At 39.4% G+C, this 13,347-nt stretch carries 13 protein-coding genes, 1 pseudogene and 1 riboswitch; of the genes and pseudogenes, 11 read left to right on the top strand and 3 right to left on the bottom strand.

Going from position 1 to position 13,347, the window contains the following annotated elements; translation table 11 throughout:
* Window positions 1–32 precede the first annotated feature (32 nt).
* Window positions 33–144: riboswitch (SAM riboswitch) on the top strand.
* A 71-nt stretch (window positions 145–215) separates the two neighbouring features.
* The 9 genes and pseudogenes from mtnW (at window position 216) to G6554_RS00545 (ending at window position 7,228) form a co-directional block, all read left to right on the top strand.
* Window positions 216–1,427, top strand: a complete 1,212-nt coding sequence (gene mtnW / locus G6554_RS00505; RefSeq protein WP_166237691.1) for a 2,3-diketo-5-methylthiopentyl-1-phosphate enolase — start codon at window positions 216–218, stop codon at window positions 1,425–1,427.
* Window positions 1,428–1,532, top strand: a pseudogene (mtnX, locus tag G6554_RS25650) (2-hydroxy-3-keto-5-methylthiopentenyl-1-phosphate phosphatase); the annotation flags it as partial.
* Window positions 1,533–1,557: 25 nt separating this feature from the next.
* A complete protein-coding gene (locus G6554_RS00515; protein ID WP_166237692.1) occupies window positions 1,558–2,187 on the top strand; it encodes a methylthioribulose 1-phosphate dehydratase in 630 nt (209 codons plus the stop codon).
* Window positions 2,188–2,214: 27 nt separating this feature from the next.
* Entirely contained in the window at window positions 2,215–2,748 is a 534-nt protein-coding gene (locus G6554_RS00520) for a 1,2-dihydroxy-3-keto-5-methylthiopentene dioxygenase (protein ID WP_166237693.1), read from the top strand.
* Between the two features lie 228 nt (window positions 2,749–2,976).
* Window positions 2,977–3,219 carry a Spo0E family sporulation regulatory protein-aspartic acid phosphatase gene (locus G6554_RS00525; RefSeq protein ID WP_166237694.1) on the top strand — a complete coding sequence of 81 codons (243 nt, stop codon included), beginning with the start codon at window positions 2,977–2,979 and terminating at the stop codon, window positions 3,217–3,219.
* 550 nt (window positions 3,220–3,769) lie between these two features.
* Entirely contained in the window at window positions 3,770–4,594 is an 825-nt protein-coding gene (locus tag G6554_RS00530; protein WP_166237695.1) for an electron transfer flavoprotein subunit beta/FixA family protein, read from the top strand.
* Window positions 4,595–4,624: 30 nt separating this feature from the next.
* Window positions 4,625–5,656 (top strand): electron transfer flavoprotein subunit alpha/FixB family protein, encoded by a 1,032-nt coding sequence (locus G6554_RS00535; RefSeq protein WP_166237696.1) that lies wholly within the window; start codon window positions 4,625–4,627, stop codon window positions 5,654–5,656.
* Window positions 5,649–6,944 carry an FAD-dependent oxidoreductase gene (locus tag G6554_RS00540; RefSeq protein WP_166237697.1) on the top strand — a complete coding sequence of 432 codons (1,296 nt, stop codon included), beginning with the start codon at window positions 5,649–5,651 and terminating at the stop codon, window positions 6,942–6,944. Before G6554_RS00535 ends, G6554_RS00540 begins: the two co-directional genes overlap by 8 nt.
* Window positions 6,944–7,228, top strand: coding sequence for a ferredoxin family protein (locus G6554_RS00545; RefSeq protein WP_007086187.1), 285 nt, complete (start codon window positions 6,944–6,946; stop codon window positions 7,226–7,228). The genes G6554_RS00540 and G6554_RS00545 overlap by 1 nt, the downstream gene beginning before the upstream one ends.
* Window positions 7,229–7,455: 227 nt before the next feature.
* Here G6554_RS00545 and G6554_RS00550 read toward each other — a convergent pair whose 3' ends face one another.
* The 3 genes from G6554_RS00550 to G6554_RS00560 form a co-directional block, all read right to left on the bottom strand.
* The gene (locus G6554_RS00550; protein WP_166237698.1) at window positions 7,456–7,794 is read right to left on the bottom strand and encodes a hypothetical protein; all 339 of its coding nucleotides are present in this window, start codon (window positions 7,792–7,794) and stop codon (window positions 7,456–7,458) included.
* Window positions 7,795–7,977: 183 nt separating this feature from the next.
* On the bottom strand, window positions 7,978–9,216 hold the full coding sequence (locus tag G6554_RS00555; protein ID WP_166237699.1) for an MFS transporter: 1,239 nt from the start codon (window positions 9,214–9,216) through the stop codon (window positions 7,978–7,980).
* A 149-nt stretch (window positions 9,217–9,365) separates the two neighbouring features.
* Window positions 9,366–10,868, bottom strand: a complete 1,503-nt coding sequence (locus G6554_RS00560; protein ID WP_166237700.1) for an ATP-binding protein — start codon at window positions 10,866–10,868, stop codon at window positions 9,366–9,368.
* A gap of 203 nt (window positions 10,869–11,071) precedes the next feature.
* Here G6554_RS00560 and G6554_RS00565 point away from each other — a divergent pair, with 203 nt between their 5' ends.
* Together G6554_RS00565 and G6554_RS00570 are read left to right on the top strand one after the other, a co-directional pair.
* The gene (locus G6554_RS00565) at window positions 11,072–11,512 is read left to right on the top strand and encodes a MarR family winged helix-turn-helix transcriptional regulator (RefSeq protein ID WP_166237701.1); all 441 of its coding nucleotides are present in this window, start codon (window positions 11,072–11,074) and stop codon (window positions 11,510–11,512) included.
* A gap of 95 nt (window positions 11,513–11,607) precedes the next feature.
* Window positions 11,608–13,302 carry a M3 family oligoendopeptidase gene (locus tag G6554_RS00570; protein ID WP_166237702.1) on the top strand — a complete coding sequence of 565 codons (1,695 nt, stop codon included), beginning with the start codon at window positions 11,608–11,610 and terminating at the stop codon, window positions 13,300–13,302.
* The last annotated feature ends 45 nt before the right edge of the window (window positions 13,303–13,347 follow it).

Here is a 13,347-nt window from a genome sequence, read left to right on the forward strand (position 1 = left end):
CAACTTGACAATGTGAATAAATACGAATCGTTTTCTTATCAAGAGCAGGCGGAGGGAAAAGCCCGATGAAGCCCGGCAACCGACTTAAAACTTATGGTTTAAGCACGGTGCTAATTCTTGCAGCAATGCGCTGAGAGATGAGAAGATGTTAGTTTGTGATGCTAACCTCTTCTTTTCGAAGAGGTTTTTTATATATTACGGAAGGAGGATTCATTTTGAGTGAATTAATAGCTACATATCTACTGCCTAATGAAAAAAACCCAGAAAAAAAAGCTGAGGAAATTGCTTTGGGATTAACGGTTGGCTCATGGACAAACCTGCCTGAATTAGAGCAAAGTCAACTGCGTAAACATAAAGGCAGGGTCGTTTCCATTGAAGGTTTGCCATCTATCAATGAGCATCATTCGTTGATAAGGATTGCTTACCCAACCATAAACTTTTCCAATGACCTGCCTGCTATTCTAACAACTGTTTTCGGAAAGCTTTCATTGGATGGAAAAATAAAATTAGTAGATTTACAGTTTAATGATGTATTAAAAAGTTTGTTCCCGGGCCCAAGATTCGGTATTGAAGGACTTCGCAAAAAATTGAATGTTTTTGAGCGGCCGCTGTTAATGAGTATTTTTAAAGGAGTACTGGGCAAGGATCTTAACTTTTTATCCGAACAGCTTAAACAGCAGGCTCTTGGCGGTGTTGATCTTGTAAAGGATGATGAAATCCTTTTTGAAAATAATTTAACACCCTTTGAAAAAAGAATTGCTGTCGGTAAAGCTGTTTTACAGAAAGTATGGGAACATACTGGACACCGGACATTATACGCAGTAAACCTAACCGGCCGAACGTCCCAGCTTAGGGATAAAGCTAAAAGGGCTTCTGAACTGGGTGCAGACCTTTTGTTGTTTAATGTGTTTTCCTACGGCCTCGATGTTCTGCAGGAGTTAAGAGAGGATTCAGAGATTGCACTGCCGATTATGGCACATCCTGCGGTCAGCGGTGCCTCAACCTCTTCACCGGAATTTGGCTTTTCTCATTCGCTGTTACTTGGCAAGCTTCTCCGATATGCTGGAGCAGATTTGTCATTATTCCCATCGCCATATGGAACAGTTGCACTAGATAAACCTTTAGCCCTTTCAATTGCAGCCGAACTTACGAAGGATGATGTCTTTAAGAAGGCCTTCCCGGTTCCGTCAGCGGGCATCCATCCGGGATTGGTGCCATTATTAATTCGAGATTTTGGAGATGATGCTGTTATCAATGCCGGTGGTGGTGTCCATGGACATCCGAAAGGCGCACATGGCGGTGGTCTTGCATTTAGACAAGCGATTGAAACGACTCTCCAAGGGAAACCGCTGGTTGAAGGAGCGGAACTATTCCCTGAACTTAAGCAGGCCTTACAACTTTGGGGAAGTGCCGAGGTGATCCACTAAATGGCAAAGCCAATCATTTTTTTTGACTTTGACGGAACCATAACTCAAAGTGACAACATCATTGCCATTATGAAAAAATTTGCCCCCCCAGCGTGGGTGGAGCTTATAGAATGGAGGTGGGTGAGCTAACATGCTAATGGAAAAATGGACTGAACTGGCTGATGTAAAGGATGAACTGGCTGAGCGTGATTGGTTTATGGGCACAAGTGGAAACCTTGCGATTAAAGTGAGTGACCATCCTCTTCAATTTTTGGTAACGGCAAGCGGGAAGGATAAACGGAAGCGAACGGACGAAGACTTTTTACTTGTTGATGAATTTGGTCGTGCTGCCCGTGAAACCCATTTAAAGCCTTCCGCAGAGACACTACTGCATGTGGAGATTTACCGCAAGACGAATGCAGGCTGCAGCCTACATGTCCATACAATTGATAATAACGTCATTTCCGAAGTATATGGGGATCATGGTGAGGTGACATTTAAGGGTCAGGAGCTTATTAAAGCCTTTGATAAGTGGGAAGAGGATGCTGTATTAACTATCCCAATTATCCATAACTATGCTCATATCCCGACATTGGCAAGTAAATTTTCAGAACATGTTTTATCGGATTCTGGAGCTGTTTTAATCCGTAACCATGGGATTACTGTATGGGGAAGGAACGCTTTTGAAGCAAAGAAAATTCTTGAAGCTTCCGAATTTCTATTCCGTTACCAATTACGCTTATTAGAACATAAATCATATCAATTGTTTAAAGTAGTGTAAAACTTAATTAATAAGGAGAGATACACAATGGCATATATTACATTCCAAAACAAAGAAGAGCAAATTCACGAACAAGAGGCAGTAGCAAGGTTCCTTGCGACACAAGAAGTTATTTATGAAAATTGGAATATTCGTAAACTCCCAGAGGAACTTGTAGAAAAATATCTTTTGAGCGATGAAGAAAAAGAAGATATCCTCACTACTTTTGCTGATGAAATTGCTGATATTTCCGCAAGACGAGGCTACAAGGCTCAAGATGTGATTTCTTTGTCTGAAAATACACCAAATCTCGATACCCTGCTGACAAACTTTAAAAATGAGCACCATCATACAGATGATGAAGTCCGCTTTATCGTGAGCGGACATGGGGTGTTTATTATCCAAGGTAATGATGGGGAGTTTTTCGAAGTGCATTTGAATCCTGGTGATCTGATATCAGTCCCTGAAAATACAAGGCATTACTTTACTCTTGAAGAAGACCGGAAAGTTGTCGCCATAAGAATCTTTGTAACAACCGAAGGCTGGGTACCAATCTATGAAAAAGAAAAAGTGAATTTATAGGTAAAAAACTGACTGGCGGATCGCGCCAGCCAGTTTTTTGGTTCTGAAGGATTTTGTCGTAATCACATGAAAGACACCGAGAAAATTGTCGAAAAACAAGAGAAATAGAATGTTTTGTCTTCTTTTGCGAATGTATTTACTTTTAAAGAAATTCTTGTAATAATTCTTCAAGTAGTCTATTTTTTTAGTGGATTAAAGTACGTTTTTGCTAGAGTAGGAGGATAACAAGTGTACAAGCATAGTAGTAGTCAATCTGAGATGATTGCAGAGATAAAGGTAAAAAGAGAACTAATGATCAAAAGTGCGAACAACCTTGGCTTTACGAGTGAGGAAACGATAAAATACAGCCAAGAGCTAGATGAATTAATAAATGTGTACCAAAGGACAGTTGAGCAAACCTCAAGACCAATTGAAGAAGTTAAATTTTCCTTTAAACAAATGATCATGATTTGGCCCAAAGTTTTAGTATAATGTATATTGGAAAGCACCTGGTAAGGTGCAGGAATGAAGGCCTTCTACTTATTAATCAGTTGATTTAAAGAAATGATCACATGCCAAGAAGGTCTTCCGGCGCATTTTGTATATCACAAACACAAATGCGATTAATTTTCCAGCAAACTCCTTTTTTACTCCCCTATTTTTCTAATCCAACCCAACCCATAATTGAATTCAACAATATTTGACAAGCTGTGATTTTTATCATTGTTTATATCTCAATATTTCATATAGTTATATTAGTAGTAATTACATAAAATACACACCAAGATTATCTACCAATCATTCCACATCAAGTTAGTACTTCAACTACTTTTTTTAAATCACTTCATAGAACCACATTAAGTTTGTTAAGGCTTTCCCTGATTTAATTTTTGTTAAACACCAAAGAAAAATAGAAAACTCTCATTGTTTGGTACTATGCTAATGTTGCGATACATATATCGTTAATAAAAGCATTTTTAATAACCAAAGGAAGCAAACGCTTTCAACATTCTTAGATTATATGGAGGAGGGAAAGTCCTACATGCACATTGTCGTATGTGTCAAACAAGTCCCTGATACAAAGATTATTAAAATTAATCCAAAAACAAACACACTCGACCGCCGAAGTGCGCCAGCCATTTTGAACCCTTACGATGCCCATGCGGTTCAAGAGGCCGTCAAAATTAAGGAAAAAACTGGTGGTACGATTTCGGTATTGTCAATGGGACCGCCGCAAGCAACAGCAGTCATTAAAAAGAGTATTGAAATTGGGGCTGATAGAGGTTATTTAATTTCTGATCGTGCCTTCGCCGGAGCGGACACACTTGCAACTAGTTATGCCCTATCAAAGGCACTTGAACGAATCAGTAAGGATCTCCCAGTGGACATGGTGATCTGTGGAAAACATGCCATCGATGGTGATACTGGGCAGGTTGGACCTGGTATCGCAAGGAGAATGGATATTCCTCCCGTTACCAATGTAATCGAAGTTACGGAGGTTAACCAAAAGGAAAGAACAGTATTAATAAAACGAAAGCTGACCAGCGGACATGAATTGATTCAGGCGGAATTGCCATGCTTATTAACTGTTGAAAAAGAAATCAATGCGATTGAATATTCACCAATGACGAATATGATTAAAGCCGCTAGGTACGAACCCGTTATTTGGGCAGTAAGCGATTTGGAAAATGTGGAACGGACACAGCTTGGTCTAAAAGGTTCACCAACTATTGTTGGTAAAATGTTTACACCTCCACGACCAGAAGGTGGGAAAAGGTTAGAAGGTTCTGCTGATCAACAAGTTGGTCAACTCATGGAAATCTTAATGGAGAAAAGGGACCTATTAACGGTACAGACATCTAAATAAAGTTTATCTTTTGGGCAGGGAGGGATTTACATGAATCTAGACGATTATCGTGGAGTCTGGGTATTCATCGAACAGAACGATGCTAAAATCGAAGGTGTTTCATTAGAATTACTTGGCGCCGGTAGAAAGCTAGCTGATAAGTTACAAGTTCCATTGGCAGGTTTTCTACTAGGCAGCAACATTTTGCCATTAGCGAACCAAGTTATTTCCTTTGGTGCTGATGAAGTGTACGTGATTGATCATCCGGTACTTAAACATTATAGAACAGAATCGTATATGCAAGGAGTTATGGTTCTTGCCCAAAAATATATGCCTGAAATTATCCTTTACGGTGCAACACCAAATGGAAAAGACTTAGCAAGTGCGGTAGCAACAGATTTAAGCACCGGATTAACAGCTGATACAACCATGCTTGATGTTGATGTGGATAATAGATTGCTAGAGGCGAGCAGGCCGGCATTTGGCGGTAATATTATGGCGACAATCCTCTGTAAGAAACATCGACCGCAAATGGCTACAGTGAGACCAAAGGTCATGAAGGCGTTAGAGCAAGATAACAAGAGATTTGGCAAAGTCATTGAAGAGAAAATGGATTTAAAAGAAGAAGATATGCGCACAAAAGTATTGCAAATTGTGAATGACGTAACAAAAAAAGCCAATTTAGCCGATGCCCATGTTATCGTCTGCGGTGGAAAAGGGATGGGTGACTTACAAAACTTCCAGCTCATCCATGAACTGGCCGAAACAATCGGAGCAAGTGTTGGCGGTACACGTGACGTGGTCGAAGCAGGATGGCTGCCCCACGAACAGCAGGTTGGTCAAACGGGCGAAACTGTAACACCAAAAATCTATTTTGCAATTGGCATTTCTGGAGCGATTCAGCATGTCGTGGGAATGAAAAATTCCGAGTTCATCATTGCAATTAATAAGGATCCCAACGCCCCGATATTTGATGTGGCAACCTATGGAATTGTAGGAGATGCGATGGAAATCGTCCCCAAACTAATCGCACAATTTAAGCAGCTAAGATCTGAAAAAGGCGGTGAAATAAGTTATGCCTGAAAAATTTGATGTCATCGTAGTTGGAGCAGGGCCTGCTGGTACTTCTTGTGCCTTAACATGTGCTAGAAATGGGCTTAACGTCTTACTTATTGAAAGAGGAGAATACCCAGGGGCAAAGAATGTTATGGGGGGAGTCTTATACCGTAAGCAAATGGAAGAGCTTATTCCTGAGTTTTGGAAGGAAGCACCGCTGGAGAGACCAGTGATTGAACAGCGTTTTTGGATGATGGATAAGGAATCAGTCGTGCAATTCGGTTACAAGGGCCTTGAATGGGCTGTTGAACCCTATAACAACTTTACCGTGCTGCGGGCACAGTTTGACCAATGGTTTGCGGCAAAGGCTGTGGAAGCCGGAGCGCTTCTCATTAACGAAACGGTTGTGACCGAATGTATTGTTGAAAACGGAAAAGTTGTAGGTGTACGCACCGATCGTCCGGATGGCGAGGTTTATGCGGATGTCGTTGTTCTTGCCGATGGAGTAAATTCACTTCTTTCCAAACAATTAGGCTTTCATAAAGAATTCCGTCCCGATGAGGTCGCTTTGACTGTAATGGAAGTTATTAATCTGCCAAAAGAAAAAATCAATGATCGTTTTAACTTACAGGATAACCAAGGGTGCACAATCGAAATTTTTGGCGATTCTACGAAGGGAAACCTTGGGACAGCTTTCCTTTATACGAATAAGGACAGCTTAAATATCGGAGTAGGTACAACCCTATCAAGTATGATTAAAGCCAAATTAAAGCCATATGAGCTCCTTGACTATCTAAAAAAACATCCGATGGTCCAACCGTTTATTGCAGGAGGGGAATCTGCAGAATATCTTGCCCATCTCATTCCAGAAGGCGGATATCGTTCCGTACCAAGAGTAGCAGGTAATGGCGTTCTAGTCGTAGGAGACGCAGCACAGCTTGTTAATGCAATCCATCGTGAAGGTTCGAACATGGCAATGCATTCAGGGTTATTGGCGGCGGAATCCATCCTTGAAGCTAAAGCAAGGGGTGGCTATACGGAGGCTAACTTAAACATTTACCGAGAGAAGCTTTACGATAGCTTTATCATTAAAGACCTAGAGAAATACAAAGATGCTGCACATACATTTGAGAAGTATCCACAATACTTTAATGAATATGTCCCAATGATGAACAAGGCTATGAGCAAATTCTTCACCGTTGATGGCACAACAAAACGAGAAAAACAAAAACAAATCATGAAGAGTGTAACAGCAGAAAAAGGAACGCTTCGAGTATTGCAAGATATCTATCGAGCTTGGAAGGCGGTGAAATAATGTCAACGAAGAATATCGAGGAAAAACAGTACCTCCTCAGGTTTAAGTGTGATACGAAGTCCCATTTGACGATCCTTGACCATGATGTTTGCATGACACAATGTCCCGATAAGATTTGTACAGTATTTTGCCCTGCTGAGGTTTATAAGTGGGAAGGGACACGGATGCAAGTAGGGTACGAAGGTTGTCACGAATGTGGCAGCTGCCGAATCGGTTGTCCGTACCAGAACATTAAATGGGAATACCCTAAAGGCGGACATGGGATTGTGTTCCGACTGGCATAATGAAGATGTTGAAAAGTGTTGTTTGCGGTTAGTGCAGGCAGCACTTTTTTTATGGGCTAGGAAATGATAAACTCATCCCAATTATGGATAACTTGGAATAGTCATCTGAATCCAGCTCGAGCGCCCTTGCGCCTTTTGTTCTGAGGAAAGATATATAATCACTATATGTAGGTTTTTTCACAAGTGAGGGTAAAAAGAAGGTGAAGCAAATGGTAGGTAATGAGGGATTAACTTATTTTCTCTAAGAGTGTAACGGTGGTAAGTTCATCATTTTTGCTTGCAGATGCTAATGTGGACGCGAGTGCCATTGCATCATCCATCAATTTCATATTTGTCGAGCAATAATAGGGTTTCTTCCAATTAAAATCGCCATCGCCATCTGCAGGGTAGACACTTACTTTCCAATGGTAAAATATCTTTGGCTGCGGGAGCTGTACCCCTTCTACTGCAATTAGCCAATGTGTTGAAGTGGAATCAGGATGGTTTTCATCTAAAGAGTTCTGGTCATTTAAACCAATCGGAATTAGCGCCTTTTCATAAAAATCATGATAATTTGGAGTTTTCATCTCTGTTTTCCTCCCTTATAGGTTCTATCTATATTATATGAAACATTAACCGCTTTTTTGTGTGATAAATGTTAAAAGTTTTCAAAAAATTTGAGCGTTTTCATTAAATTGACAAAAACAAGGCATTAGACTGGAGTTTTATAAAAAAGTCAACACAAAAAGGGTGGGCATAATGCCCATCCTTTATTTTGGGTTATTCCATTTCCATACCTTTTGATCTGTTGGAAGAACGAATGCGATTAAGCCTAGCAATGGCAGGACACCCAGCCAGGTAATCATCGACTGCAATCCAATCAAATCTGCAATGTACCCTAGACCAACTGAACCAATTGCCCCCATCCCAAATGCAAGCCCAACTGTAAGACCAGACATTGTGCCAATTTTCCCAGGGACTAATTCCTGTGCATAAACCACGGTCACGGAAAAGCTAGTCATTAAAATAAATCCAGTTAGAATAAGGAAGATAAAGGCCAGTGTTGGTGGAACATAGGGAATTAGAATAGAAAAGGGCACGGTAGCTAACATCGAAAACGAAATGATGTTTTTCTTCCCAAAGCGATCCGCAAGTGGTCCGCCAAAAAAGGTACCCACTGCCCCGGAAAGTAAAAAGGCGAATAAAAAGACCTGTGATTCTTTAATCGATAATGCATATTCTTTAATTGCAAAAAACGTGTAGAAATTGGTAATACCCGATGAATACCAAGTTCTTGCGAAGATTAATAATAGAATCAGCGATAATGCCTTTTTAACCTCTTTAGATAAACCTTCTTTACCTACACCACTCATGCTCTTTTTTCTTGCTACCTTCGGTGGTGTTATTAATCTCTGTTTATACCAATTGGCGATATAAACTAGCAATATAACGGCAACCGCGGCAACAATCGTAAACCAGGATGCACCAATTTGCCCAAGTGGAACCAAAATAAGTGCAGTAATGACTGGAGCTAATGCTTGACCAGTATTCCCTCCTACTTGATAAATGGATTGTGCAAGCCCCCGGCGACCACCGGCAGCCATAAAAGCCACCCGTGAACCTTCCGGATGAAATACTGCTGAACCGAGGCCAATGAATAGAACCGACAAGACAATCATGGCGAAGTTGGGAGCAAATCCTAGTCCAAGAATACCAAATAAAGTAAATGTTAGTCCTATTGGCAGGGCATAGGGCATCGGCTTTTTATCAGTTACGATTCCGACTACCGGCTGCATAACAGACGAGACCATATTTAAGGAAAATGCTATGATCCCTAGCTGGGTAAAGCTTAATCCCATAGTTTCTTCTAAAATAGGAAACATTGCCGGTACAACCGCTTGAATGGCATCATTCAATAAATGGCACAGCCCGATAATAATAAGAATTTTATATAAAGTTGATTCAGAGGCTTTTGGAGCTTTAGCTTTTATTACCACTGGTTGATTCATAGGATACCTCCCTTAAGATAAAATAACGACCTATTTTTCTTTCCTATTTTACTACTTAAAAATTAAAATAAGAAATGTTTATTTCTAATTTCGAAATATTTAGCAAATAAAACAAAAGAATAACAAAACGAGACCATTGTGATCTCGTTTTATTTTACGATTGGCAATGTAATACTGACGGTCGTCCCCATCTTTTCTTTGCTCTCAATTAGTATACTGCCGCCAAATGAGTTGATGATCCTTTTACAAATGACCAGTCCAAGGCCTGTCCCTGTTTCTTTGGAAGTGTAAAAAGGAACAAATATATTCCCCAACTCATCCTTCGGTATTCCTTTCCCATTATCGCTAATTTCTAGTTTACAAAAATCCTTATCATGATGTAGCAGCTTAATTTCTAGAATTCCAGGTTTTTCAAATGATTCAAACGCATTTTTTGTAAGATTCAAGATAACCTGTTTCAATTCGTCCTTAACACAGGTAACGATGATGGGTTCACTAGAAAGTTGAAAGTTACATTCTACATTTTGTGAATTTCCCTCAGATATGATGAGGGGTTTCAATTCTTTAAGTGTTTCTGCAATATTGATGTTATTCGTCACTTGTGCTGTCGGCTTACCAAGGATTAAGAACTCACTAACTATTTCATTTATCCTCTTCAGCTCGGAGTTTATAACATCGAAATAGAAGCGATCCTCTTGATCGGTATACTTTTCACCTAGAAGTTGGATTAACCCTTTTACACCTGTCAATGGATTTCGAATTTCATGCGCAGTGCTTGCAGCTAAGGTGCCAACTAATTCTAGCTTTTGCAACTCATTTTGCCGTCTTTCTTTATATGAAAATCTTCGTAAAAGGAGATATTCAATTAGTAAGTAAAGGATATGGGTTATGACGAGAATGATAAATAAAACCTTACCCAAAGTTTTCCCGATTTGTTTATTATTCCGCTCTGCGATTTTCACTTTAATACTCCATGGTATACGGTCCATTTGTGAAGTGACCCAATGGGTATTATGCTCATCTATTTCATTGTTGGTTACATTCATTTCAAGGATGGCAGATTTTCCACCATTCACAACATATAGTTTGGTTTCTGGAGTCAGAACCTTCATCAGGTTCCTCATATAATCGATCCGTAAATCTGCAATGAGAATAGCTTTTAATTCGCCATTTTCATCGAGAACGGGTCTAGCTATTCCAACAATTCTTTGATTATTTTTAAGAATTTCCTCATGTTCTGAAATGATTGTATCCTTTGTGTTGATTACTTCTTTTATAAACGGTAATTTGGAAAAGTCATCTTCATTACGCAAGGGAACGGAGCCCGTTAACAAATTTCCATTTTCGTTCAGTAGGTACAGACCTCCATACCGGGGATCGTTTTGGTTAACCTTCATGAGTAATGGTTCCATTTTCTTAGGAGAATCTATGTTTTCCATGGCGGAAAGGGAAAGAATATCTAGGCTTGTCGTTGTTTCACTAATGAATTGATCCCAGTTCTTCTGATAAATCGAAGCGACCCATAAAGCATCTTTTTTTCTTTCCAAGTCGTTTTCTTTTAAAATATCAAAAAAATAGTATGTACCTAAAATGATAACAGGTAAGATCACCACGATAAAATAAATAAAAAAATTGCCTTTACGACTTTTCATGTAAATACCCCAACTTGATCTGTAAATAATAGTGTTTTTATTATATCAGAAGTATTACCATTTTTCTGAACTATTCCTGTTGATTAAAAGGAAATTGACAGTAAGTAAAAAGTTTTTTATAATAGCTTTGAAATCGAGATAATTTGAAATGGTGGTGCCCTTCTTCGGACCATTATATAAAAAACCTAAAAGGATGCGTTTTTATGGAAAATGATTCTGTTGCAAAGTCATTAAAGCTATTTATTGTCCTTTCCCGAGCATATAAAGCAATCAATGAACATGTAAATAAAGCCATTCAGGCGAATGGTTTAAATCCAACGGAATTTGCTGTGTTAGAACTTCTCTATCATAAAGGCGATCAGCCCATGCAACAAATCGGTGGGAAAATTTTGCTAGCAAGTGGCAGCATCACCTACGTTGTTGATAAACTTGAACAAAAAGGGTTGTTAAGGAGAATAGCGTGTCCGAAGGATCGACGAGTGACATATGCTCAAATAACGGAGGAAGGGGAAAATTTCATTCAAGAGATTTTTCCTGAACATGCAGGTGAAATCGATAAGCTGATGTCGAGCCTTACAGAATCAGAAAAAACGGTTGCAATTGAGCTGCTAAAAAAATTAGGATTGCCTGCAGGTAAATTTTAATACGGCCATTAGGTCGTATTTTTTTTAGTTGAAGGAATAGTAATAAATAGTGTCGAACTAATTTAGTTGGAAATTGAAAATAGGGGGATGTTCATATGAGTTTTGAAAACTATACATACCTACGTCCGAATTTAGAAGAAGTAACGGCAAAATTTACAGTGGAGCTTGATCGCTTTACTAATTCAGCATCTGTCGAGGACCAAAACAAGGTTATGAATGAGATAAATAAGATTAGGAATGACCTTGGTACAATGTTCAATCTTTGCTATATTCGTCATTCGATTGATACAAACGATGAGTTTTACAAGCAAGAACAGGATTATATGGATGAAGTTCAGCCTGAGGTTGAAGGATTAGTGACAAAGTATTATCAAGCCCTTGTTAACTCAAAGTTCCGAAAAGAACTGGAAGAAAAGTGGGGAAGGCAACTATTCGCACTTGCCGAAGGGCAGCTAAAAACCTTTAAGCCAGAAATTGTTCCTTTATTGCAAAAGGAAAATCGCCTGTCCACAGAATATACAAAGCTGCTTGCATCAGCCAAAATTGATTTTGAGGGTGTGGAGCGAACACTTGCACAATTAGAGCCATTTACGGAGTCAACTGACAGAGAAATGAGAAAACGGGCAACCGAAGCGAAATTTGCCTTCTTTTCAGAGCATGAAGCAGAGTTAGACCGTATCTATGATGACCTGGTTAAAGTTAGAACAGAGATTTCCCAAAAACTAGGTTATAAAAACTTTGTCGAACTTGGATATTATCGGATGATGAGAACGGATTACAATGCCGAAATGGTAGCAAATTTCCGTACGCAGGTGAAGGACTATATTGTTCCAATTGCGACTAAATTAAAGATGCGTCAACAAGAAAGAATCGGACTCGATAAATTAAAGTACTATGATGAAGGATTCAATTTTCAAACAGGAAATGCAGTGCCAAAAGGCAGTCCCGATTGGATTATTGAAAACGGTCAAAAAATGTATGAGGATCTTTCCGTCGAAACAGGGGCTTTTTTCCGCTTTATGCAGGATAACAACCTAATGGATTTAATTGCAAAGAAAGGTAAAGCTGGCGGTGGTTATTGTACGTTTATTGAAAATTACAAAGCACCATTTATTTTTTCTAATTTCAATGGAACATCAGGTGATATTGATGTTTTGACACATGAAGCAGGCCACGCCTTCCAAGTTTATTCTAGTCGTCACTTTGAGATTCCGGAATATAACTGGCCAACCTATGAGGCATGTGAAATTCACTCGATGAGTATGGAATTCTTTACATGGCCGTGGATGGAGTTATTCTTCAAGGAAGATACGGACAAATACAAATTCTCTCACTTAAGTGATGCCTTATTATTCTTGCCATATGGAGTTTCCGTTGATGAATTCCAGCACTGGGTATACGAAAATCCAGAGGCTTCACCAAAAGAGCGTAAACGTAAGTGGCGAGAGATTGAGAAAAAATATTTGCCGCATAAAGACTATGATGGCAATGAATATTTAGAAAACGGCGGCTTCTGGCAGCGCCAAGGCCACATCTTTAATTCACCATTTTATTATATTGATTATACGCTTGCACAGATTTGTGCCTTCCAATTCTGGAAGCGTTCTAGAGAGGACCAGGAGGAGGCATGGGCTGATTATGTTAAGCTTTGCAAACTTGGCGGCAGCATGTCATTCACTAAACTTGTCGAGGCAGCAAACTTAATTTCTCCGTTTAAGGATGGCTGTGTGGAGTCGGTAGTTGGTGTTATTGAAAACTGGTTAAATTCTGTAGAAGATCAAAGACTTTAATAAATCAAAAAGCGAAGCCGATGAATAAACAGGCTTCGCTTTTTG

Source organism: Bacillus sp. MM2020_4 (assembly GCF_011250555.1).
Classification (GTDB): Bacteria; Bacillota; Bacilli; order Bacillales; family Cytobacillaceae; genus Neobacillus.